This is a genomic window from Maritalea sp. YIW29 (assembly GCF_057219265.1).
On record NZ_JBXVVF010000001.1, the window covers coordinates 1,643,399 to 1,666,702 of the forward strand.

The window sequence follows — 23,304 nt, forward strand, 5'->3', positions numbered from 1 at the left end:
AAATTTGGCCTTTTCGCCGCATCGCCAATGCGCATTTTCTCAACTAAGTTGATTTCCAACCAAGTTGGCGAAATTCAAGTTTAGTAGGAATAAGATGTCACTATCCCGCGTTCGTATGATCCTTTGGGGTCTTGTTGTTGCTGTTGGAATAGCAGCAACATTGTTCACCGTTTATCAGCAAACCCAACCCAAACAGTCACAGATCGTGCAGTTTGGTGGCGACTTCACCTTGCAGCAAACAAGCGGCGGCGAATTTACCCAGGCTGACTTTGCTGGCAAACCGACAATGTTGTTCTTTGGCTATACCTTCTGCCCAGACGTTTGCCCCACAACGCTTTTTGAAAGCACAGGATGGCGCAATGAACTAGGCCTTACCGGTGAAGACGTTCGCATTGTGTTCATTTCTGTTGATCCTGAACGTGACACACCCGAACAGCTCGCAAGCTACCTTTCCTCATTTGGCGACGACTTGGTCGGCTTAACGGGCACTGTTGAGCAAGTTGATCACGTCAAAAAGACATTTGGCATTGTCGGCGAACGGGTCGAAAGCGAAGGCGCATCGGACTATCTGGTCAATCACACCGCCACGCTTTTCTTGCTCGACAAATCTGGTGATCTATTTGGCACCATAGGATATGGCGAAGCCAAAGACATTGCGATGGCCAAATTAAAACGCCTGATGGAAAATAATGGCTAGTGAACCGCATCGCTTAGATGTTGCACTTGAAGCGCGGGGGCTTTCCCGCTCTCGCGCCCGCGCACGGGACGCAATTGTGCGCGGTACCGTAAAAGTCGACGGTAAGGTCGTGACCAAACCCGGTTTCCGCGTCACTGCACAAATGCAAATCGCGGTTGACGACCCCGCACAGAATTATGTCTCTCGCGCGGCACTGAAACTCAAATCAGCGTTTGAAGCCTCCAATATCGATCCGGCAGGTAAGACCTGTTTAGACTTAGGTGCCTCCACCGGCGGGTTTAGCCAAGTCTTGTTGGAACATGGTGCCGCGAAAATCTACGCGGTGGATGTTGGACACTCTCAATTGGCGCCTGAAATTAGTGTTGACAGTCGAGTTGTTCAACTCGACAAAACCAACGCTGTTGATTTAGATCGCGCCCTCATCGGCGAGCAAATCGATCTGCTAGTTTGTGACATCAGTTTTGTGTCCCTCGAGAAAGTTCTGTCCCCAGCGCTTGATTTATGCGCGCCAAATGCTGATGCTATTTTGCTGTTCAAGCCGCAATTTGAAGTCGGACGAGAACATGTTGGCAAAGGTGGCGTCGTTCGGGACCAAACCGCAACCGAAGCGGCACTAGACCGCTTCAAAACCTTTATGTCCCAAGCGGGCTGGAACGATCTCCTGATACAAAAATCACCGATTACGGGTTCCGATGGCAATGAAGAATATCTACGAGTCTTTTCAAAGGCCTAGCCGCCACACCTCAACTTCAGATTCAACATGAGCTAAATCGATTTAGTGATTCAAATAAATCACTTATCCGACTTTGCGCATGCAGAATATTTGACGAAAAATCACGATTTAGCTGTTGGAATTCCGGTGACCAATGCCACCTTCTCTGCCCGTTTGACCGCGATGGCGCAAGAAGTGATCAGCCAGAACCAACGCCATCATAGCCTCCCCAACCGGAACCGCTCTGATACCCACACAAGGGTCATGACGGCCCTTGGTGATGATGTCTGCATCTTCATTTTTCTCGTTCACCGTTTGACGCGGAACAAGAATTGAAGATGTCGGTTTCACCGCAAATCGAACAACCACCGGATCGCCATTTGAAATACCGCCCAAGATGCCGCCAGCATGATTTGAAAGGAAATAGGGTTTGTCTTCCCCTGCCCGCATTTCATCTGCATTGGCCACACCGGTCAATTCTGCAGCTTCAAACCCAGCGCCAATCTCAACGGCCTTCACCGCGTTAATGGACATCATGGCAGAGGCTAAGTCTTGATCCAGTTTGCCGTAAACTGGTGCGCCTAAACCAACAGGAACATTTTCTGCGACGACTTCAATAACCGCACCAACTGATGAACCCTCTTTGCGAATGCCATCCAAATATGTTGCCCATTCTTTTGCTGCAACAGGGTCCGCACAGAAGAATGGGTTATTGTCGACTTCATTCCAATCAAAGCGTGAATAGTCAATTTTGTGAGGACCAACTTGTACGAGCGAAGCGCGAATTTTGACTTCTGGAACCACCAGTTTTGCCACTGCCCCCGCAGCAACACGTGCCGCAGTTTCGCGGGCCGAAGAGCGACCGCCGCCGCGATAATCGCGAATGCCATATTTTTGATGGTAGGTGAAATCAGCATGACCTGGGCGATATTTGTCACGAATTTCGCCATAGTCTTTTGAGCGTTGATCGGTGTTTTCAATCATCAACGAAATCGGTGTACCTGTGGTTCTTTGGCCGTCGGAACGATCATCCTCAAACACACCGGACAGAATTTTCACCTGATCCGCTTCGCGTCGCTGGGTGGTGTATTTGGATTGGCCGGGCTTACGACGATCAAGATCCAACTGGATTGTCTCCGCATCGATTTTTAGGCCAGACGGGCAACCATCAATGACCACGCCCAATGCTGGCCCGTGGCTTTCGCCCCAAGTTGTAAATCGAAAAAGGTGTCCAAAGGAATTATGTGACATTTAGCGCCCAGACGTTGAAAATTCTTGTGGTGCAACGGTTCTAGGGTTCGCTGCGATTTTGGTCAAGCGCGTGCAAGATCATTCGGTTCAGCATCGACATCGTCAGTTTCAGCCAAATTGAGAGAACTTGCCGCCTTCAAAGCACATCACTTTGTCTTGGGGGGCAGGCCAACCGTCGAGCTCAGGGCCCTTTTCGCCAGTTAGGCACCCTCTGAGCGCACGGACGACGCCGCCATGGGCCACGATGACGGATGGGCGACGCAATTGTGATCCAAAATCAAAGAGACGCTCCACGAGCATTTGATAGTTTTCGCCCTTCGGTGGCAAATGATCCCATTTTGATTTGTTTCTGGCAGCAAATTCATCAGGGTATTGCTCTGCCATTTCAGAAAGCAATACGCCTTCCAAAATGCCGAAAGAAATTTCTTTCAATCGATCATCGTAAGTAACGGTGGGAAGTTGGGTATCAAATTGGGCACGCACCAAGTGCATGGTCTCGCGCGTGCGGCCAAGTGGTGAACAATACCAATCTAGAGAAGATGGGTCGGTGTCGTGCTGAGCCAGCAAGGCGCTGAGCGTACGACCATTGCCCTTGGCCTGTTCGCGACCAAAGTCATTTAAAGGGATGTCGCGCTGCCCTTGAAAGCGCTGCGCGGCATTCCAATCAGTTTGGCCATGGCGGATAAAATAGATAAGCGGCCAGCTGTCACCGGACATAGGATACCAATTCATTTAAAGGGGTTAAAGCCGAATTGGCTGCCCCGAAACTACTCTTCTTCTTTTTGAAGAACCGACATACCCATAACGTTGTAACCTGAATCAACGTAATGGATTTCACCTGTTACGCCTGAAGACAGATCAGAAAGCAGGTACATGCCAGCGCCACCCACTTCGTCTATCGAAACATTACGACGAAGAGGTGAATTGACTTCCCCATAAGACAACATTTTTCTGAAATCACCGATGCCTGAAGCGGCAAGTGTTTTGATCGCGCCGGCTGAAATGCCGTTCACCCGAATGCCTTCAGGGCCAAGATCAGCAGCAAGGTAACGAACTGATGCTTCCAATGCGGCTTTCGCCACGCCCATCAAGTTGTAGTTTGGAATAACTTTTTCCGCACCGTAATAGGTCAGTGTAAGAATTGAACCGCCTTCGCTCATCAACGGCCGTGCACGTTTGGCAACAGCGACCAGTGAATAGGCTGAGATATTCATTGAGTGGGTGAACTGATCAACAGTTGTGTCGATGTAACGACCTTCAAGCGCCGTTTTGTCAGCAAATGCAATGGCATGAACAAGAAAATCGATTTTACCCCACTTGGCCTCAATTTCACCAAATGCTTTGTCCATGGCGTCCGCATCAGTCACGTCGCACTCGACGACCATGTCTGAGCCAACTTCTTCGGCCAACGGTTCGACCCGACGCTTTAACGCTTCGCCCTGGTAGGTGAAGGCGATTTCAGCGCCTTGGCTGGCTAATGCTTTTGCAATTCCCCAGGCGATCGAACGTTTGTTTGCCACGCCCATAATCACGCCGCGCTTGCCCTGCATCAAATTGCCATCAGTCATATATGCACTCCGAATGTAAAAACCTCAATTTGGGTTTTGACACAGGCTGATCAAACGGGCAAGTTCTCGTGCGATTGTTCCCACAAAAGATGCGGCCCTTATCAAATGACGACACCTGCCACAATGCTTGACGCACTATCTGAACTTATCGGTTCAGCCAACGTCATTTCTGAACCAAACAAGATGGTGAATTTTGTCGAAGAGCCGAGGCGTCTGTACAACATATCTCCTGCGCTCATCGTAACACCAACGAGCGTTGGGGATGTACAAAAGGTCATTCGGTGGGCAAATACCAACAAGGTATCCGTCGTGCCGCAAGGCGGCAATACGGGGCTGGTCGGCGGCCAGGTTGCTATGGACGGCGCAGAGATCATCATTTCCTTACGAAAACTGAAAACAGTACGTGACGTCGACCCAGCAACGAATGTCATGATTGTTGAGGCGGGCACCACCGTTTTAGAAGCACAGCAAATTGCTGAAAATGTAAACCGCCTCTTTCCCCTATCGTTGGGGTCAGAAGGATCGTGCCAAATTGGCGGCATTCTTTCCACAAATGCGGGCGGCACAGCGGTTTTAGCCTATGGCAATTCGCGCGACCTTTGCATGGGTGTGGAAGCGGTCTTAGCAGATGGTAGTCTTTACAACGGGCTATCAAAACTGCGCAAAGACAATACTGGATATGACCTGAAAGACCTTTTGGTTGGTGCCGAAGGCACCCTTGGCGTCATCACGGCGGCCTCACTTAAAATGTTCCCGCGCCCAACGACGTTTGAAACCGCGCTGTTAAACATTGAAGGCCCAGAAGCCGGGGTGAAAGTGCTTGAAATGGTGCGCCATAAGAGTGGCAACAAAGTCACGTCTTTTGAAATCTTGCCGACGTTGGGCATTGATTTGCAGCTCAAACACGGTTTGGCGGAACGTGACCCGAGATCTGACAGCAGCCCTTGGCATATTCTGATTGAATTTTCACTATTTGATGGGGAAGAAGCAGGTGCCCTCACCGACACATTGGAAGCCTTATTTGAGGAAGGTCTGATCTCAGACGCATCGCTTTGCAATTCTCTGGCGGATCGCAAAATGATGTGGCTGATGCGCGAAAATTTTGCTGAATGCCAAACAAGAGAAGCTGACGGCATCAAGCACGATATATCCGTTGCCGTCCGCGATATTCCTGAGCTGATTGAACGTTGCGACAAAGCTGCGGAAAAGGCTGTTCCCGGCATTCGCACATTTGCATTTGGTCACATGGGCGATGGCAATATTCATTATGACTTTTTGGCCCCGATTGACATGCCAAAGGGCGAAATTAGAACCCATGCCAACGCGGTTCATGACGCGATTTATGCGATCGTTGATGAACTAAATGGCTCGATCTCAGCAGAACATGGTATCGGCCAAATGAAGGCCCACTTGCTGCAAGAAAAAAAAGACCCCGTCGCGCTCAACATGATGTATGCGATTAAGCAGGCGCTTGATCCTAAGGGGATATTGAACCCCGGTAAAGTGCTGGCAAAACGAAACTAGGGTCTAGACCCCAGTTTGTGGTTGTTAGAAAAGGTCGAGCTGGCCTTTTGGCGGCGCAGATTTCACCGCCTTCTTAGCAGAGGTCTCATTTGACACGTCCTCCAATGGGACTTCTTTCAACAGTTCTTTGCCTTCGTTGCGTGCATTGTTGACTTGCTTAGACACTGGATAGGTTTTCATATCTGTGCGCTCTAAAGGTTGTACGAGCGTCAATGCTTCTTTGGCGGTCACACTTTTCGTATCTAGCCAGAGTTCGGTTTGTTCTTCGTCCAAATGTACAGGCGTGCGATGGTGAATTTCGGCAAGCTTTCCCGTTGCCTCTTGGGTCAGGATTGCCATCGTGTCGACTTCTTCGCCATTTGGGCCTTCCCAAACCGAGTAAATGCCGGCGAGCGAAAGCATCTCGCCATCTTGGCGGGAAATGTGGAAAGGTTGTTTGTCGTCGCCCCGGCGCAACCATTCGTAATAGCCACTGGCGGGCACCACACAGCGTTGGTTCTTTATTGATGATTTAAATGACGGCTTTTCCAATATCGTTTCAATTCGCGCATTAATGAGAATTGAGAACTCGCGCGGATCCTTGACCCAATGCGGTACCAACCCCCAACGCATCAAAGCCGCGTCTCTACCTGCTGGCTGGTCAACTACCGTTAGAACAGGCTGAGTTGGCGCAATATTGTAGCGCGGCGGAAACGGTAACCCGGCCTTGGTCTTAAAAACCTTGGCAACTTCTTCTCTTGTATTGTTGAGGTCTAATCGTCCACACATCGCATTTCGCCAAATCAGTTTTGCATAGGCTGAGCGAAACAAACGTTCAGATCAAGCATTGATTGGGTCATCCCGATGTTTCATTTAGATGATTCAATCAAATCCCATTTGTTGCCAAACGGGTCTTGGAACACAACAACCGTGCCATAAGGCTCTTTTCGCGGCTTTTCCAAAAATTGCACACCAGCAGCCTGATAGTTGGCGTAGTCCCGGTCAAAATTGTCGGTATTTAGGAACAAAAAGACGCGACCACCTGCTTGATTTCCAATTGCCGACTTCTGATCTTCACCGTCGGCCTTCGCCAACAACAAGCTTGAGCCGTTTCCGCCTTTAGGCGTGACAACAACCCACCGTTTGGTGGCGGTAAGGGTTGTATCCTCACTCAGATCAAACCCAAGTTTGCTGACGTAAAATTCAATCGCCTGATCATAATCAGGGACGACAAGCGAAATGGCGCCGACAAATTGTTTCATCTTGTGAGACTACTAGATTCGACTTTTATTTGCACCAGCTTGGTTCCCGATAAATGGCAATTGCCAACCCAAGGTCATGGCGCATGCCGCGAACAGAATTGCAGCTGAACCAAACCACTGACCCATGGTGAGTTGCCGGTCAAATGCCACATAATCCACAATAATTGCCGCCACTGGGTAGACAAATGACAGTGCACCCGTGAGCGATGTTGTCAGCTTTTGAAACGCGTCATACATGATCGCATACATGATGGTGGTGCATAGAATACCAAGCGCCAACACACTGATCCATTGCACCTGCGTTTCTGGTTGCACCGCCCAATTTGTTAGCGGCGCTAGCATCAGCGTGCCAACACTAACGTGGATCATGGCCACCAATTGGGGTGGTGTACCCTTCAACCGCTTCACAATGATGACCGTGATTGCGTAAAGAAATGCAGCCCCAAGAGACATCAAAATCCCAAGCAAATAATCAGTTCCACCTTCACCGCCAGCGGCGCGCGCTTGCACCACAAAGATCATTCCAACAAATGCGACGCAAAGCCAGACGACCTTTTGAGCGGTCAATTTTTCAGAAAGGAAAATTGCGCCCAATGCCACCAGCATAAAGGGTTGGGTGTGATAGGTCACCGTGGCGATGGTGATCGACGCCTTTGAGAATGCCGAAAACAACAACACCCAGTTTATCACCACAGTGACACCGCTAATTAGGCCCAACACCACGACGCGCTTGGTGAAGTATTCACGTTTGACGAACCCTAGTGTCCAGCACAAGGCAAAAAGCGTCACTGCACCGAGCAAGCAACGATAAAACACCACATTAAAAATTGGCAGTTCAGAAACAACGACGAAATAGCCGATGGTGCCGGATATGAGCATGGCGGCGACCATTTCAATTATGCCGATTGATGAGTTTTTCATTTTCCAGTTCCTTTGTTGCGTTCAATTTAGGCGCATACGGGCAACTTGAAAATGGGAAATAAAAGGTATAAAGTCGAATTCAACGTTCTAAAATTAGACAGTAATAGAGTTTGACCTAAATGGATAATGTTGACCGTCAAATCGTCAAAATCTTGCATAAAGACGCAAAGACACCTCTGAAACTGCTTGCACAAACTGTGGGCCTTTCTTCACCAAGCACGTCGGAACGGCTAAAGCGCCTAGAAGAACGTGGCGTCATTGGTGGATATACGTTGCGGGTCGACCACACTCAAATTGGCTATCCGTTGCGGGCGGTTGTGCGCATCAACCCAATGCCAGGCAAGCTCAAAATGGTGCAGCAACTGATTATGGACACCGCAGAAATTGTCGAGTGCGACAAAGTAACGGGCGATGATTGTTTTGTTTGCAAACTCTATTTGAAGTCGATTGAACAGCTCGATTTGATCCTTGACCGGATCTCAGAACATGCACGCACGAACACTTCGATTGTAAAAGCTTCGCCCGTCAAACGCAGATTACCGCCCCTATGAGCGGCAAACCTGTTCATACGGTGAGTGCAGCATTGTTTGACGGCGAACGCATTTTGCTGATCCAGCGTGGCAAACAACCCTTTAAAGGGCTTTGGAGCCTTCCGGGCGGTCGGGTTGAGTTGGGCGAAACATTTATCGCCGCCGTAAAACGCGAACTGCTTGAGGAAACCGGGCTAGTGGTCCCGGTGCCCAAGTTCGTCCACTCCATCAGTTTTGAAACGCCACGACACGACCTTCATGTTTTCGCCGCCTATGCAGATATTGGAAGCGCAAAAGCTTTAGACGATGCTGCAGATGCCCGCGTAGTCGCCATTGGCGATGTCGCCAATTGGCCGACAACCCCAAATTTGGATGCTTCAATTCAAACGGCAAGAACAGTGCTTAAGCAAAGCAGCGCCTGTTGATCCTCACATAAGCGTTACGAGGTTTGAATTGTCTTATTCACACCAGCCGTTATCGTTGAGCAACAATAGGAGGATGGCATGGTTTTAAAATTTGCAAAAATACTCGCCGTGATCGCAATTAGCGCGGGCGGTTTTTCCACTGCTCCAGTATTGGCGGACACAATTCCACTTTGGGAAGCTCAGGAGACACCGAGACGCTGGGAACTAGAAGGGTGGAAGACGGACTTTACGCTCGCCACCATCCCCTATTGGGATGTTACAGACGTTATTGGCCGAGACAATATTCCTTCAATCGACGATCCAAAGTTTGGTCTTGCATCTGATGACACCGTCATTCCGGGCAATGAACCCGTGATTGGCTTTGAACTGAATGGCATTGCACGGGCCTACCCGCTGCGCATTATGATGTGGCACGAAATCGTAAATGACAATTTCGGCGACACGCCGGTTGCGGTAACATTCTGCCCCTTATGCAATACATCCATTGTGTTTGACCGCCGTATTGACGGGGAAACCGTCGAGTTTGGCACTTCAGGCAAGCTACGAAATTCTGACCTGATTATGTATGACCGCACCTCGCAAACATGGTGGCAGCAATTTGATGGTGCTGGGTTAGCCGGTGTTCATGCTGGCGACAAACTCAAGTCCTACCCATCACGCTTGATGAGCCTTGATCTGTTTAAAGAGACTTATCCTGAAGGCGAAATTCTCATTCCCGATAACCGTCGCAGTTCGCAATTGGGCCGCAATCCCTATGCTGGCTATGATAGCTCGTTTCAACCATTTTTGTTCCGTGGCGAATTGCCAGAAGACATAAATGGCATGGTGCGGGTTGTGCTTATCCAGGGCGACGAGCCCTTCGCCGTTGCACTGCCTAAGCTGAGTAAGGAAGAGAACTTTTCCATGAATGGCATCGAGTTCCGCTGGAGCGCAGGCCAAGCCTCAGCACTGGATTCATCTCGCATTTCCGAGGGGCGCGACGTCGGCAATATAGAAGTGGTAGATGCAAACGGTGATCCCGTTGTGCATGAAATAACATTCGCATTTGCCGCGCGCGCCTTTTTGCCGAACTTGGAGATTGTGCAATAATGATTGCTTGAGATTGCCACATTCCTCTGGCAAAAGTGAGAATAGAACAGTTTGGATTTGGATTTGTTTTTCTCACGTCTCAAAATATTGGTTTTAGCCAGTTCGATTATGTTGTTTTCAACACCAAACGTGCTGGCTATTGACCCGCCTTACCAAGAAGACCTAGAGCGCTTTGCATCAATCATGGGCGCTCTTTATCATTTGGACGATCTTTGCATTCAATCAGGCAATGATTGGCGGGCGGAGATGAGCGAATTGATGGAGCTTGAGGAAGTTGACGAAGACCGACGCGCTCGGCTCACAGGTGCATTCAACGACGGTTACTTTGATTTTAGCCGCCTTCACATAAAATGCACCCAGAATGCTCGTTTAGCCATGGAACGGTTTGTGGATGAAGGTGCGCAAATCGCCAAAAACATCCACTCTAGATTCGCTGAATAAAGTTTTCCCCTGCGCGTTAACCTTTTGATCATTTGTTTGGTTACCTTGCCAAATTCGCATGCTACATCTCCCTTGTCAGGAGTATTGCATCTATGTTTCAGTTTGAGAAAAGTCAGGCGCTTTTTGAGCGCGAGGACGCAGCACGTAAACGTGCACTAGAATATTTGGCCGAAGCATGGCGCAATGCCGAAGACGAAGAGGTCGAAACTGAGGCACTGGCTCATGCTGCGCTTTTTGCCGGACTTGCCACATTGGTTGAGCATTACGGGGAAACGGCAATCTCAGAATTGATGAAGCGCATTCCAGACAAAGTTATTCAAGGCGAATATACAGTCGATAAAACCTTGCAATAGTTCTTACTTCTGACCCAATTTGTGTCACTATCAACCAGAACCGTCGGGGAGTATCTGCGTTGAGTTTAAGATCTAAAACAAAGCACGGCATTTTTTCGCCCCTTTTCGTTTCGTCTTTTTTGGCGCTTGCCGTTCTAGCGCCCCAAAGCGTCTATTCTTATTCCACATCCCCGGACAATGTCCAAAATGCTCAACAGCTAGACGGCGATGCGTTCGATCCGAATGAGCGCATCATTTTGCCGGACGGGCCAGGAAAAGATACGCGGCAACCGTTTCAAAATCGGGAAATTCTGCGCGACCTCTCGCAACTGCCCGAAACTGTTGCGCAAACGCGTAACACACTGATGGATATTGCAAAATCGGGTGATGTCGAAAAGTTTCGCGCCCTGATCATGCGGCAAACGAACCCGCCTGTTCTCACCTTTGGCGATACAGCAGAGCCAATCGAATATTTGCGATCCTCGTCAAATGATGGCGAGGGCCGCGAGTTGTTGGCCATCATGATTGAGCTGCTTGAAGCGCCTTATTCGATCGTACCCGCACAAGATGGGGAGCCAGAGATATTTGTCTGGCCTGCCTACGCGACACATGATTTGCAAAATCTAAGCCCGTCCGAACTGGTGGATGTCTACAAAATCGTCAGCCACCTTGATCTTGAGGAAATGCAATTGTTTGGCGGCTGGTATTTTTATCGCGTTGGCATCGATGCAAATGGTGAATGGCGCTATTTCGTCGCTGGTGACTAGCGCCTAACCCGGATCAGTTTGCTAGTGATTCTGCGAACAACATTGGTTCACCCTGATTTGGCGTAACCAGCTCTGCTTCCCACATCACTTTGTTGCCGCGAATGATTGTGCCTACCGGCCAGCCCTGAACTTCCTCGCCATCATAGGGCGTCCAACCAGGCTTTGAAGCGATCCAATCATTTGAAATGGTCACCTTTCGCTTCATATCCACAATGGTCAAATCCGCATCATACCCAACAGCAATGCGCCCTTTCCCAGCGATTTGAAACAGACGATTTGGGCCGTGGCTGGTCATATCGACAAACCGCTCAAGGGTCATTTTGCCCTTGTTCACATGGTCCAACATGACCGGCACCAATGTTTGCACTCCTGTCATGCCAGAAGGCGAATTTGGGTAAGGTTGGTCTTTTTCTTCTTTGGTGTGTGGCGCATGGTCAGAGCCCAAAATGTCCGCAATGCCCGCATCTACACCTTGCCAAATGCCGGCCCGGTGGGTCGCGTCGCGCACAGGTGGGTTCATTTGCACATAGGTGCCAAGTTTATCGTATGCCGTTTCGTCCAGCGTCAGGTGGTGCGGTGTTACTTCGACACTCGCAAGGTCCTTATGTTCAGCCAATAGCGCCATTTCGTCTGCTGTGGAGATATGAAGTACGTGGATACGTTTGCCGGTCTTTTTGGACAAAGCCAAAAGACGTTTGGTGCACTTCACCGCTGCTTCGACATCGCGCCAAACCGGATGGCTTTTCGGATCACCATCCGCGCGCAAATGTTTACGTGATTCTAATCTTGGTTCATCTTCCGAGTGGAACGCCGCACGCCGAGAAATCGCGCGGAGGATTTTTTCCACCCCATCATCGTCTTCAACGAGCAATGAGCCGGTGGACGATCCCATAAACACTTTTACACCTGCGCAACCGGGCAATTTCTCGAGCATTGGCAATTGATCCACATTGTCGTGGGTGCCGCCAATATAGAATGCAAAATCACAATGCATACGGTGCGTTGCGCGTGAAATTTTGTCTTCAAACGTTGCCTTATCGACAGTTAGCGGGTTGGTGTTGGGCATTTCAAATACGCCGGTCACACCGCCCATAACGGCTGCAAGGGAGCCGGACAGAAGGTCTTCTTTATGCTCGTTGCCGGGCTCGCGAAAATGCACCTGCGTATCAATGACACCGGGTAAGATGTGCAAACCCGCACAATCAACTGTCTCGGTCGCGTCCCGACCCGCAAGATCACCGATTTCCGCAATTTTGCCATCTATGATGCCAACATCGCCTTTGGTGACACCATTGTGATTGGCAATAGTTCCATTAAGAAAAATAGTGTCAAATTTGGCATTCATGCTGCTGCGTCCTAAAGAAGCTGATATGGATTGGTTTCATCGGGTGTAGCGCGATGCTCGACTTAAGAGCAAGACAGAAGGAGCGATTGATGGGGAAAATTGTCAAACTAGACCGATGTGTGGTCGAGATATCTGGCCCAGATGCACAAAAATTGCTGCATGATACACTCACCTGTAACCTTTCGACGCCGCTTGAAGATCAAGCCCGTTGGTTTGCGCTGCTAGCGCCACAGGGGAAGATCTTGGTTGAGGGTCTGATTTCAAGTTTTGATGAGGGATTTCGGCTTGATATTCCGACCAGCGAATTGGAAAGTTTTTCCAAGCGAATGCGGCTCTACAAAATGCGGGCGGACTTGACGATTGCGCCGCGAGAAGACCTCAAGGTGGGTTGGTGTGCAGAACCAATTGAGGGCGGTGTTCAAGACGCTAGACCAAAAATGGGTTACCGCACTTATTCGGAAGTAGAAATAGATTGGGACGCGGAACCAGCCAATTATCACAAGGCCAGGATTGACCAATCCATCATGGAAATGGGCCCTGATTTCGCGCCAAACAGTGTGTTTCCTCATGATATTGGTATGGACCAATTGGCAGGCGTCGACTTCAAAAAGGGTTGCTATATCGGCCAAGAGGTTGTTTCCCGTATGCAGCATCGCGGTACTGCACGAAAACGACCTGTTCAGGTCGTTGGTTCATCGTTGAACTCAGCAGAACCCATATTGAGCGACGAGAAATCTGTCGGCAATGTTACATCACTGTCACACGATAAAGGCATAGCTCTTGTCCGATTGGACAAGGTTGCTGACGCTGAGAACTGCACGAACAATGGCGAAGCGGTTCAACTTGCGATCCCTAAGTGGGCAAGTTACGGTTTTAGCGATTCTTAATACGCAAACATTTGCTGGAAATTTCTATGGCACGTTCTCCACAACGAGCTTGGCAACGCATGTTGTCGGGCCGTCGACTTGATCTTTTAGACCCCTCGCCACTTGATGTGGAACTTAGCGACATTGCCCACGGGCTCGCTCGGGTGGCCCGTTGGAACGGACAGACCAATGGCGACTATGCCTTTTCCGTTGCTCAGCATTCCGTGCTCGTCATGCATTTGGCCATTGCTGCAAAGCCGGATCTCGACGGCAGCGGACGGCTATACGCATTGCTACATGACGCACCGGAATATGTAATGGGGGACATTATATCTCCCTTAAAAGCAGCGATGGGTGGGCAATATAAGGAACTCGAAGACCGCCTATTGTCCGCAATCCATGTGCGCTTTTCACTCAACGCAAAGGCCCCAACTGCTATCACCAAACTCGTAAAAAAAGCAGATAAGGAAGCGGCCTATTTCGAGGCGGTCAGTTTGGCCGGATTTGGGCCTGATGAAGCGCGCAAGATATTTGGCGAACCGACCATGGCGAGCTTCGATCTACCTGATTTTGAACAGTTAATTCGCCCATGGCCCATCCACGTCGCCCATGAAAACTTCGTATCTGTGTTCACCCAAATTTTAGGGCCGATTAACGAGTAAACATTCAATTGTTTCAATATGAAACTGGAATTAACCTTATGTTAAGCATTGCTTTGACCTGAGGGGCGATTGGTTGATAAATCCTTAAAGCATACTGAGGCTTAAGGATTTTGATATGTTTGGAACTGTTCGCAACAAGGCTAACCTTCTTCCGCTCGCAATTGCGCTGGCTGCAATTTCTGGCGTTTTTTTCGCGGAAAGCGGCGTGAAATTTTCCACACCTGCTCTAGCGTCGAACATCTTGGATGTTGCTAAGGGAAGCGATGCAACCCCTGATGGTTCGCTAGACTTGGATAATCTAGTAAAGATTGATGGTCGCATGTTCCGCGTAACAGTAGACGAGACCGTTGATCTCAATCCTATTTCGTCGACGAGAGTAAAAAAGATAAGCGGCGGCCGCGTTATCAATGTTGATATCGCGACAACGACGACCGGCACGTACTCGACAGACTCAATGCAATCCAAGCATGTGCTCTATCCGGGCATGACTGTTGAGCGCACGCACCCGATATTATTTGCAGATGGCGGTATCGTCCATTTGACAAAAAAGCAGACCAGAGATCTGAAACTGTTCTTCAAAGACTTGGATGGGTTCGCGATGGATAGTGCGGCCAAAGGTTGTCGGGCACTGGGCAGCTATTTGGGTTGCAAATAGCTAATCCGCTCTACCCGTTTTTAAAGCGATAAAAGATATGGACGCCAATTTTAGTAAGTTTCTTCAGCTTTGGTGCCCATTTCGGACGAACATAGTTCGCGTGATAATGCGTTGCGTTCGCCACTTCGGCTAAATAGATATCGCCATCAATAACTTTAGTGGCGATTTCTTCGGCTTGCTTCCAAGCCGTCTTTTCATTGACCCGTTCCGGAATACCGTCGCAAGCAAATGAGAACTGGCAGCGATTTCGCCAGCTTTGATTTTGAAACACCACCGAACAAATTGAATTTGGATAGGCGCTGTGTTTAACGCGATTGCGCACCACTTGGGCCACAGCCACCTGCCCGCGATAGCTTTCGCCACGCGCTTCAAAATAGATAGCAGTTGCCAAACACCAATGTTGTTTTTGGCTGGCAATCATTGAAGCTTGGGTCAATGGACGCGATAAATCTGTTGTTTTGGGCGCGTTGTCCCGCGCGTAGGCAAGCTTGATCGGCACATCCGCTGGGAATGGCAATGATGGGTCACGCGCAATAATCGATTTTTCGACATCACCAATGTTTTCGATCGCGTCCAACGCGGCCAATTTGGGCATCGGCTGATTGGCAAAACTCATCGCCTTGTTTGGTGCAGGACCATCGGTGTTCGATTTTGTGTTTGGCGAAATGGCCGCCACCGCGAAATCGTTCGCCATTTTCATAACTTGCGCTTTGGAACGCGTTTCCTGCATCGAAAACCGTTGCAGATTGAAGCTTTGAGCAATTTCGATCGCACTGGGATATTCAAAATCAGTGAATGTTTGGGGCTGGTTGGCCGCATCAAATACACTATGTGCGAACATGGCTTGCACGCCAGAAGGCGCAACAAGTTCCGTGTCTAGTTCAGCAGAAATGAGGACTGGGTCAATCTTTGGCTCGCTGCGTTTTTCGGCAGGCCAAACTGCCAGCGCAACCATAAAGGTCACGGAAAAACTCACCAATGCAGACATGCTATTGCGCGCAATGGTCCGTTTTCGCCGGGCGCGCTGAAGCCTTGCGGCTACATAGATACTCATACTCAACTCAATGCTACTCAATCGACTAAACACATGCCGACCCCGCTAGTATCTCAAATCTTGGTTTATGGTGTGTAAACAAAGCGTATGAGCACATTTAGCCGACATCCAGGCATAAGCTCGGTCGTTTCAGGGCCAAATTGTGATGGGGCTATTTTAGCGTTCAGACTGAGCCAATGCCAATCGAGCGATGGGCAATCTAAATGGCGAGCAACTGACATAGTCAACGTCTAGGCTGGCAAAATATTTCAGGCTTTCTGGATCACCCGCATGTTCGCCGCATATGCCGATTTTCAAGTCAGGGTTGGCTTCTTTACCACGTCGAATTGCGGTTTCGATGAGTTCGCCCACACCCTTTTTATCAATAGTTACAAAGGGATCGGCATCATAGAGGCCACGCCGTTGATAGGCAGCCAGAAAGGCAGGTGCGTCATCGCGCGATATGCCGAACGTTGTTTGGGTCAAATCGTTGGTGCCAAAGGAGAAGAAGTCCACATGCTTGGCAATTTCATGGGCCCTGAGCGCTGCACGTGGTAGCTCAATCATCGTACCGATAGAGAACTTGAAGCTGTCCGTCTGATTGGCTGAAATCCGCTCCATCAGTTGCAAAATTTTATTGCGCACCCAATGTACTTCCCGCGCGGAAGAGACAAATGGCACCATAATTTCCAAATTTACGTTGGTATCATTCAACTCAATCGCGGCGCGCGCACCAGCGACCAGCGCCCGAATTTGCATGTCCAAAATTTCCGGATGGGAAATTGCCAAACGGCAACCACGATGACCGAGCATTGGATTAACTTCTGCCATTCGCTCCAACCGGTTGCGTAAGCGTTCCGCATCGATCCCAAGCGAGGAAGCCGTATCTTCCAACTCTTCGTCCGTACGCGGCAGAAACTCGTGTAGAGGCGGGTCAAACAATCTAACGGTGATGGGCAACCCATCCATGGTGGAAAATAGGCGGGCATAATCGTCAGCTTGATATTCGACCAACCCATCCAAGGCCTGCATTCGGTCTTGATCATTCTGCGAAAAGATCATCCTGCGCAGCGCAACCATGCGCTCCGTCGAGAAAAACATATGCTCTGAACGGGCGAGCCCGATGCCTTCTGCGCCGAACGACATCGCAATTTTTGCGGATTCTTCGGTTTCCACGTTGGTGCGCACTTCAATGGTGCGGCTACCATCGGCCCAATCAAGCAGTGTGCGCAGGTTTCCGCCAATATGAGGCTGTGTCAACGGTAACGCACCAGCATAGACTTCGCCTGTGCTACCATCGATGGTGATTTCGGCACCGGCCAAAATCTCGCGTTCGCCAATGCGCACTTTTTGTTGGTCAATATCGATAGACAAGGACCGAACGCTCGCGACACACGGCTTGCCGGTTACCCGGGCAATCACCGCAGCGTGGCTGGTGATCCCGCCCCGGGCGGTCAGAATGCCAGCGGCGGCTTGCATGCCTTCAATATCTGAAGGTCCGGTTTCAATGCTCACCAAAATACAGTCCTTGCCGCGCGCACGATATCTGGAGGCGTCTTCAGAAGAAAATACAATTGAACCACTCGCAGCCCCGGGCGAAACGCCCAACCCACTGGCCAACGGCACCACGCGTTTTTCACCGGAAAGCCGCGGGTGCAAAATTTGGGGCAATTGCGCAGGGTCGATGGCCGAAACCGCTTTGCGCGGTGTCCAATCCCCGTTCGATACCCTATCGATCGCTGCTTCCAAATTCGCCGAGATGCTTGCCTGTGCTGGGCGAGCGGACAAAAACACAAGATCATCATTTTGCTCAGCAACCAAACAAACCATGTGTGCACCAGCTAAACCGTCCAACCGCCGGCACAATTGCTTGGCAGCAACCGGGTTTTTGAATTGATCCGGCTGAGATTTGTCTGTTGTCGAAAATGGGCCAAGTTCGCCAGTTGAAAGGTCCCGCGTCAAAATTGAAATTGGTTTCTCGTCTACGGCGGCCTGCACCAACACAATCTGCTCGAGCGACAAATCGCGTCCCGTATCCATCGTCCAAACTGGTGTGCCATGCAAATAAGAATCAAAGGCCCTCTCAATCGCCCGCCCGAGTGGCTTTGCGGTATTCGCCGCGTCGCTTTCCTTCTTGGGCGGATCAATCTTGCCGCGCACGCGGGCAAGCCCAGCCATATGCGCTCGAGCAGCTGTACGCACCACGAGCGATGGTGGCTCCATTCCTTTGGGAACAAGCTTAAACAGTGCTGCGACCCAACTCGTGTGCAAGCTGGAACCGGGCTTGGCGTCTTTCACCGCCTCCCATGCTTTTCGGGTGATGCAAATTGTGGGGCAAACAGGATGGCCAGACTTTGCCATCGCAAAAATCCACGCCGCTTTGCCCGCAATCAGCCGTTCTTGCTCACGCGACAAATGCGGACGTTCGTTCGCCGGGGCGATCGCGAACATTTGTTGTGATACATTTATCTGCACAGCTAACTTGACCTAGATTGCATTCAAGATTCGGTTTAGTATGGCTTAGTGTCGCCGTAAAGTGCAACAAACATGACACCGGTCCTAAAACAAAGCATCTCACATCTATGGCAAAAAAAAGTCCTTTGGAAATCTTACTTTGTGCGCCGCGCGGTTTTTGCGCTGGCGTTGACCGTGCAATTCAAATCGTCGAGTTGGCGCTGCAAAAATATGGCGCACCGGTTTATGTGCGGCATGAAATTGTTCACAACAAATATGTTGTCGATGGATTGAAAAGAAAGGGCGCAATTTTCGTCGAGGAATTGGATGAAATTCCAGACACCGACGCGCCAGTTATCTTTTCTGCCCATGGCGTCTCGAAAAGCGTCCCCAAGGAAGCCAAACATCGCAACATGTTCTTTTTGGACGCGACCTGCCCGCTTGTTTCTAAGGTCCATGTGGAAGCGCAGCGCCATTTTGAATCTGAATATGAAATCATACTTATTGGCCATGCTGGGCACCCAGAGGTTGTCGGCACAATGGGGCAACTTCCCGATGGTGCGATCAGCTTGATTGAAACCGTGGCCGACGTCGCCCATTTTGAGCCCAAAAGTGATCAGAAGTTGGCCTTCGTCACCCAAACGACCCTCTCGGTAGACGATACCGCGGCCATTGTTGAAGCGCTTCGGGCTCGTTTCCCCGAAATTAGTGCGCCACATAAGGAAGATATTTGCTACGCGACGACCAATCGCCAAGAAGCGGTTAAGGTGGTTGCACCGCTTGTGGACGCAGTGATCGTTGTTGGTGCACCCAATTCATCCAACTCCATGCGCCTTGTTGAAGTGGCTGAACGCGCGGGTTGCCCAAAGTCATTCCTCGTTCAGCGCGCGCGTGAGATCAATTGGGATGATTTCATGGATATTTCGTCCCTCGGCATCACCGCCGGTGCATCTGCACCAGAATCCTTGGTCGACGAAATTATTGAAGCGTTCGGCGAGCGCTTTGACATTTCGGTTTCAGCCAAAGTCACCGCAACAGAAAACATTGCTTTCAACGTTCCCCGTGAGCTTCGAACCACCTAATGAGTTCTAATGTTATTTTGACGTCTGAGCGATTGTCGTTCAGCACTTGGCTGCCCACTCAAATAGATGATGTGGTGGCACTTCATGGCGACCCAAAAGTAATTGAACATCTTTCTGGCCGGATCGAAGACAAGGCCGACGCTGAACGTCGCATGGCCGGCTGGGCGAGAGATTTTGAAGAACATGGATGGTGTAAATTCCGCGTAACACGAAAATCTGACGGCAAGTTTTTAGGCCGTGCTGGTTTCGGCATGCATGAAGGTGAACCGGAAATTGGATATGCCATCTTGGCGTCCGAATGGGGCAATGGCTATGCGTCAGAAGCCGCGGCGGCTTTGCGCGATTGGATGTTTGAGAAAACCGACCAGAGCCATTTTATCGGCTTTGCCAATTCCACCAATACAACGTCTATCCATATTTTGCGCAAGATTGGTATGCAATTCACCCACACAGATGTGGACGACTCAGGTAAAGAAGTCTCTTTGCATAAACTGACAAAAGAGCAATGGCATGCCAGAGAGCGTTAAAATCTATACAGACGGTGCATGTTCAGGAAATCCGGGACCAGGCGGTTGGGGCGCTTATTTGATTTTCAACGGCAAAGAAAAAGAACTTTGCGGCGGTGAAGCGCTGACCACCAACAACCGCATGGAGTTGATGGCTGCTATTGAATCTCTGAATGCGCTCAAGCGTTCCTGCACGATAGACCTTTATACAGACAGCCAATATGTCAAAGGCGGCGTGACCGGCTGGATGCACAATTGGAAACGCAATGGCTGGAAGACAGCGGCGAAAAAACCGGTAAAAAATGAAGACCTTTGGCGTCTGCTCGATACAGCGCTTGAGCGCCATGACGTCAAGTTTCATTGGGTTAAAGGCCATGCAGGCCATGAAGGCAATGAAAGGGCCGACCAGTTGGCAAACAAGGGTATGGACCCTTTCAAGAACGCCTAATCTCAAAATCCATTTTGCCAAAATTGACCATACTACCCACCTCATCTAACATCTTGGTGAATTGCCAATTCAAGTTGGCAGCTATTTTGCTAGGAGGGAAGGATGTTTATGCGGTCCAGAGCTTTCAAGTCCGTGGTTGCGGCCCTGCTGATTTCCTCCACGAGCGTCGCGATGGCCGCCCCTGCCTGCGTTTTACCTGAAACCAAAATCCCAGGTGAACGCGGCATCGAACTTGGCGACCAATTTACAAATTATATATCCGGCACCATGAGTTCGAAAACTCAGGAGCTATTCGCTGGCATGTTGGTGGACAAATATTTGCGCAAGGCCGCAGCGTCAGGTGATTTGGCGGAAGACATATTCTTCCGCATTGATGCGGGCTTGGTAGAGAGTTCGAATAGTTATCTAGACCTTTTAAAAGTTGCCAGTGCCAGCAAGGCGATTTTGCAAGGCGAGTTTAGTGAGTTGGGCAACCAAGCACTCGACGAAGCCATCGGCAAGGGCAGCGAAAAGTTTCTTGAAGCAATTGGGGCAACATCAAATGGCACACTTGTTGGTGCGTTGATAACGTCCATAAAGATAGTGCAGGAAAGCTATGCCACGCTGCAGCATGAAGAATGTCTTTTGGGCGTTGATGTCGCCTATTACAGTTTTTTGGAAACGCCGCAGTTGCGTTGGGATAAATCCAAAGCCCTGCCGGATGGGGCCGTAAAATATTACATCGAGAACTTCCTGTTTGGCGGTGGTACCGATCCGAACAATGGCAACCGCGCCGTTAATCGACAGTACCTGCAGTGCTTTATCGACAATTCAATGACCGAGAGCGAACGGATTGTTGTTTCAGAACTTGATGCAACGGCCGACGACACAGCCGTCTTAGGCTGGTTCGAACGTGTATTCTCCATTGTGGGCGATACATTGGGCAGCGCGGCAGATCGCGCCTCGGGTGACCGTCGTTTAAGACTGCCTGTCACTGTGATGTTGCGTGACTTTAATGCCCGGCTTGATTTGGAAGAACAGGCCAAGGAAGTCGCAAAGCTACGCCGCTCACCTGAATTCCAAACCTTTGAAGCCACAATCGATGCGATGCAAAGCGCAAAACTTGCTGAGGAATGGTTGTGCGAAAAACTCAACGAAATGCCGGACATGCAAAAGTATGTCGGCGATTGGGTGCCGACCGCATTTGCTAATGCACCGGCATGGATGGCGAAAGAACCATTCCTAATGCCTCCGGAAATGAAGTTTTCTGTTGCAGAAGATGGATCGATATATGCGCAATATGATGATGGCGCAGGCATCTATACCTATGATGGTGCCATTACTGAAAACGGCCTAAAAGTTAGGTTTGACGGAAAAGGTATCGATAGCGAAACGAATGTCTGGGAAACCATTTTCGACATCACGGCCACAAGTGATTTAAGCGGCGAGGAGCTTTCCGGCGACTTTAGCGGCGAGGTTATTCAGTGCGATGATGATTTTGAGGTCTGTAACCTCGTTCCATTTCACGGCAAATGGACGGCAGCGCGGCTAAACTAGTCGCGTTAGCCGGCTAGTTCACCGCGCAAATCGGTTCGCCATCTCTAACGATAACCAACTGTTCGCCAGCATAACGACGGTCTTGAATGCGGCTAAATGCAGTTTGTCCAATCCAGATTTCGTTTGAACAAAAGTAAGCTGAAGCACAACTATCCCCTGCTTGTCCTTCGCAATCTGTTTGCCCAGACCAGCCTTTTTCCGTCGCAGAGGCGGACTTAACTTCGAAGTTTGCAGCGAACGCGCCCGTCGACATGATGGAAAATGTCAGGGCGACCAGTAGTTTAGACTGCCAATGCATATTCAACTCTACTCATTTTTGCGCCGCGGAAAGAAACCTAAGCATTCAATTCACATTCGTCTACCTAAATATGATGAATGAATTGTTTTCAATCAGCCATTTGATATCAAACGCGCCAGCGTTTCCTTCGCCAAACGCGCTGCAACCATCGCTGTCATATTGTTAAGGTCACGATGTGAGTTTAACTCCACAATATCGGCACCAATAAGGTCACCCTTAAATTGATGAATGATATTGATCACCTGCCGGGAAGAAAATCCACCTGGCTCATGATGAGAAACACCGGGCGCAAATGCTGGGTCCAAGCCATCAAGATCAATCGACATATAGACCGGTCCATTAAAGGCAATTTCTTGCCTATCATGCCAATCCTTCATTTCGATGATTTCAACACCAAACCTCTCGGCTTGTTCTCTTTGGTGCGCGTTCAAAGTGCGAATGCCAATTTGCATCAAACGCGCAACGCGCCCGGCTTCCATCAACCGTGCAAACGGCGATGCATGGGAAAGTGGGTTATCGCCCATATTATCATAGAGATCAGCATGCGCGTCGACATGCAGGACGTTCAGGCCATCATAATTTCTAGCGTGGGCATCAATCAGCGGGAAAGACACCGAATGGTCACCGCCCAGCGACAAGACGCGCTGGCCACGCTTTATGAGCTCGTCTGTCGACGAACGAATGATGTCAGACGTTTGTTGGCGGTCATTATTGGGAAAAACGAGATCCCCAATATCTGTCCAAAGAGCTTCATCACCTAAATCAACGCCCTGCTCCGTCCACATGTTGGAGCTATCGCAGTGAATGGCTTCGCGTATCCGTTGAGGAGCGGTTGCGGCTCCTTGCAGGTAAGAAGAATTGTGATCAACCGGCACACCGAGCAGAGCAACATTTTGCTGCGTCATCTATTCCCCCTTTGCG

26 protein-coding genes and 1 pseudogene are annotated in these 23,304 nt (G+C 49.9%); 16 read left to right on the plus strand and 11 right to left on the minus strand.

The window, feature by feature from the left end; genetic code table 11:
* Nucleotides 1-94: 94 nt before the first annotated feature.
* Together AC2D8L_RS07950 and AC2D8L_RS07955 are read left to right on the plus strand one after the other, a co-directional pair.
* Nucleotides 95-697 carry an SCO family protein gene (locus AC2D8L_RS07950; protein ID WP_484684905.1) on the plus strand — a complete coding sequence of 201 codons (603 nt, stop codon included), beginning with the start codon at nt 95-97 and terminating at the stop codon, nt 695-697.
* Nucleotides 690-1,430, plus strand: a complete 741-nt coding sequence (locus AC2D8L_RS07955; RefSeq protein WP_484684906.1) for a TlyA family RNA methyltransferase — start codon at nt 690-692, stop codon at nt 1,428-1,430. Before AC2D8L_RS07950 ends, AC2D8L_RS07955 begins: the two co-directional genes overlap by 8 nt.
* A gap of 108 nt (nt 1,431-1,538) precedes the next feature.
* On the opposite strand, the gene aroC is transcribed toward AC2D8L_RS07955, so the two are convergent.
* From aroC to AC2D8L_RS07970, 3 genes are all read right to left on the minus strand, one after another.
* Nucleotides 1,539-2,660 carry a chorismate synthase gene (aroC, locus tag AC2D8L_RS07960; protein ID WP_484684907.1) on the minus strand — a complete coding sequence of 374 codons (1,122 nt, stop codon included), beginning with the start codon at nt 2,658-2,660 and terminating at the stop codon, nt 1,539-1,541.
* Nucleotides 2,661-2,768: 108 nt separating this feature from the next.
* Nucleotides 2,769-3,377, minus strand: a complete 609-nt coding sequence (locus tag AC2D8L_RS07965; RefSeq protein ID WP_484684908.1) for a histidine phosphatase family protein — start codon at nt 3,375-3,377, stop codon at nt 2,769-2,771.
* A 50-nt stretch (nt 3,378-3,427) separates the two neighbouring features.
* Nucleotides 3,428-4,228, minus strand: a complete 801-nt coding sequence (locus AC2D8L_RS07970) for an enoyl-ACP reductase FabI (protein WP_484684909.1) — start codon at nt 4,226-4,228, stop codon at nt 3,428-3,430.
* 105 nt (nt 4,229-4,333) lie between these two features.
* Here AC2D8L_RS07970 and AC2D8L_RS07975 point away from each other — a divergent pair, with 105 nt between their 5' ends.
* Nucleotides 4,334-5,752: an FAD-binding oxidoreductase gene (locus AC2D8L_RS07975; protein WP_484684910.1), complete on the plus strand. Its 1,419-nt coding sequence runs from the start codon at nt 4,334-4,336 to the stop codon at nt 5,750-5,752.
* 24 nt (nt 5,753-5,776) lie between these two features.
* Here AC2D8L_RS07975 and AC2D8L_RS07980 read toward each other — a convergent pair whose 3' ends face one another.
* The 3 genes from AC2D8L_RS07980 to AC2D8L_RS07990 all read right to left on the minus strand — a co-directional run bounded on the left by AC2D8L_RS07980 (nt 5,777) and on the right by AC2D8L_RS07990 (nt 7,914).
* Nucleotides 5,777-6,520: an SOS response-associated peptidase gene (locus tag AC2D8L_RS07980; protein ID WP_484684911.1), complete on the minus strand. Its 744-nt coding sequence runs from the start codon at nt 6,518-6,520 to the stop codon at nt 5,777-5,779.
* 80 nt (nt 6,521-6,600) lie between these two features.
* Nucleotides 6,601-6,993, minus strand: a complete 393-nt coding sequence (locus tag AC2D8L_RS07985; protein WP_484684912.1) for a VOC family protein — start codon at nt 6,991-6,993, stop codon at nt 6,601-6,603.
* 12 nt (nt 6,994-7,005) lie between these two features.
* Nucleotides 7,006-7,914, minus strand: coding sequence for a DMT family transporter (locus AC2D8L_RS07990; protein ID WP_484684913.1), 909 nt, complete (start codon nt 7,912-7,914; stop codon nt 7,006-7,008).
* A gap of 119 nt (nt 7,915-8,033) precedes the next feature.
* Between AC2D8L_RS07990 and AC2D8L_RS07995 the strand changes: the two genes are divergently transcribed.
* The 6 genes from AC2D8L_RS07995 to AC2D8L_RS08020 all read left to right on the plus strand — a co-directional run bounded on the left by AC2D8L_RS07995 (nt 8,034) and on the right by AC2D8L_RS08020 (nt 11,498).
* Nucleotides 8,034-8,465 carry an Lrp/AsnC family transcriptional regulator gene (locus AC2D8L_RS07995; protein WP_484684914.1) on the plus strand — a complete coding sequence of 144 codons (432 nt, stop codon included), beginning with the start codon at nt 8,034-8,036 and terminating at the stop codon, nt 8,463-8,465.
* The gene (locus AC2D8L_RS08000) at nt 8,462-8,869 is read left to right on the plus strand and encodes an NUDIX hydrolase (RefSeq protein WP_484684915.1); all 408 of its coding nucleotides are present in this window, start codon (nt 8,462-8,464) and stop codon (nt 8,867-8,869) included. Before AC2D8L_RS07995 ends, AC2D8L_RS08000 begins: the two co-directional genes overlap by 4 nt.
* 78 nt (nt 8,870-8,947) lie before the next feature.
* Complete coding sequence (locus AC2D8L_RS08005; RefSeq protein ID WP_484684916.1) at nt 8,948-9,958, plus strand: DUF3179 domain-containing protein; 1,011 nt, start codon at nt 8,948-8,950, stop codon at nt 9,956-9,958.
* 108 nt (nt 9,959-10,066) lie between these two features.
* A complete protein-coding gene (locus tag AC2D8L_RS08010; protein WP_484684917.1) occupies nt 10,067-10,399 on the plus strand; it encodes a TIGR02301 family protein in 333 nt (110 codons plus the stop codon).
* 92 nt (nt 10,400-10,491) lie between these two features.
* Nucleotides 10,492-10,752, plus strand: coding sequence for a hypothetical protein (locus tag AC2D8L_RS08015; RefSeq protein WP_484684918.1), 261 nt, complete (start codon nt 10,492-10,494; stop codon nt 10,750-10,752).
* A gap of 59 nt (nt 10,753-10,811) precedes the next feature.
* Nucleotides 10,812-11,498: a hypothetical protein gene (locus tag AC2D8L_RS08020; protein ID WP_484684919.1), complete on the plus strand. Its 687-nt coding sequence runs from the start codon at nt 10,812-10,814 to the stop codon at nt 11,496-11,498.
* A 13-nt stretch (nt 11,499-11,511) separates the two neighbouring features.
* Here AC2D8L_RS08020 and AC2D8L_RS08025 read toward each other — a convergent pair whose 3' ends face one another.
* On the minus strand, nt 11,512-12,843 hold the full coding sequence (locus AC2D8L_RS08025; RefSeq protein WP_484684920.1) for a dihydroorotase: 1,332 nt from the start codon (nt 12,841-12,843) through the stop codon (nt 11,512-11,514).
* Nucleotides 12,844-12,932: 89 nt separating this feature from the next.
* On the opposite strand from AC2D8L_RS08025, the gene ygfZ reads away from it, so the two are divergent.
* The 3 genes from ygfZ to AC2D8L_RS08040 all read left to right on the plus strand — a co-directional run bounded on the left by ygfZ (nt 12,933) and on the right by AC2D8L_RS08040 (nt 15,026).
* Nucleotides 12,933-13,730 carry a CAF17-like 4Fe-4S cluster assembly/insertion protein YgfZ gene (ygfZ, locus tag AC2D8L_RS08030; protein WP_484684921.1) on the plus strand — a complete coding sequence of 266 codons (798 nt, stop codon included), beginning with the start codon at nt 12,933-12,935 and terminating at the stop codon, nt 13,728-13,730.
* 26 nt (nt 13,731-13,756) lie between these two features.
* On the plus strand, nt 13,757-14,371 hold the full coding sequence (locus AC2D8L_RS08035) for an HD domain-containing protein (RefSeq protein WP_484684922.1): 615 nt from the start codon (nt 13,757-13,759) through the stop codon (nt 14,369-14,371).
* Between the two features lie 115 nt (nt 14,372-14,486).
* Complete coding sequence (locus tag AC2D8L_RS08040) at nt 14,487-15,026, plus strand: hypothetical protein (protein ID WP_484684923.1); 540 nt, start codon at nt 14,487-14,489, stop codon at nt 15,024-15,026.
* Between the two features lie 10 nt (nt 15,027-15,036).
* Here AC2D8L_RS08040 and AC2D8L_RS08045 read toward each other — a convergent pair.
* Nucleotides 15,037-15,423 (minus strand): annotated as a pseudogene (locus AC2D8L_RS08045) (cell wall hydrolase); the annotation flags it as partial.
* Nucleotides 15,424-16,236: 813 nt separating this feature from the next.
* Nucleotides 16,237-18,534, minus strand: a complete 2,298-nt coding sequence (locus AC2D8L_RS08050; protein WP_484684924.1) for a putative PEP-binding protein — start codon at nt 18,532-18,534, stop codon at nt 16,237-16,239.
* A 107-nt stretch (nt 18,535-18,641) separates the two neighbouring features.
* Between AC2D8L_RS08050 and ispH the strand changes: the two genes are divergently transcribed.
* From ispH to AC2D8L_RS08070, 4 genes are all read left to right on the plus strand, one after another.
* Nucleotides 18,642-19,595 carry a 4-hydroxy-3-methylbut-2-enyl diphosphate reductase gene (ispH, locus tag AC2D8L_RS08055; protein ID WP_484684925.1) on the plus strand — a complete coding sequence of 318 codons (954 nt, stop codon included), beginning with the start codon at nt 18,642-18,644 and terminating at the stop codon, nt 19,593-19,595.
* Nucleotides 19,595-20,122: a GNAT family N-acetyltransferase gene (locus AC2D8L_RS08060; RefSeq protein WP_484684926.1), complete on the plus strand. Its 528-nt coding sequence runs from the start codon at nt 19,595-19,597 to the stop codon at nt 20,120-20,122. Before ispH ends, AC2D8L_RS08060 begins: the two co-directional genes overlap by 1 nt.
* Complete coding sequence (gene rnhA, locus AC2D8L_RS08065; RefSeq protein WP_484684927.1) at nt 20,106-20,549, plus strand: ribonuclease HI; 444 nt, start codon at nt 20,106-20,108, stop codon at nt 20,547-20,549. The genes AC2D8L_RS08060 and rnhA overlap by 17 nt, the downstream gene beginning before the upstream one ends.
* 108 nt (nt 20,550-20,657) lie before the next feature.
* Complete coding sequence (locus AC2D8L_RS08070; RefSeq protein WP_484684928.1) at nt 20,658-22,085, plus strand: hypothetical protein; 1,428 nt, start codon at nt 20,658-20,660, stop codon at nt 22,083-22,085.
* A 13-nt stretch (nt 22,086-22,098) separates the two neighbouring features.
* Here the strand turns inward: AC2D8L_RS08070 and AC2D8L_RS08075 are convergent, their stop codons facing one another.
* A complete protein-coding gene (locus AC2D8L_RS08075) occupies nt 22,099-22,383 on the minus strand; it encodes a hypothetical protein (protein ID WP_484684929.1) in 285 nt (94 codons plus the stop codon).
* A 92-nt stretch (nt 22,384-22,475) separates the two neighbouring features.
* Entirely contained in the window at nt 22,476-23,288 is an 813-nt protein-coding gene (gene speB / locus AC2D8L_RS08080; protein WP_484684930.1) for an agmatinase, read from the minus strand.
* Nucleotides 23,289-23,304 lie beyond the last annotated feature (16 nt).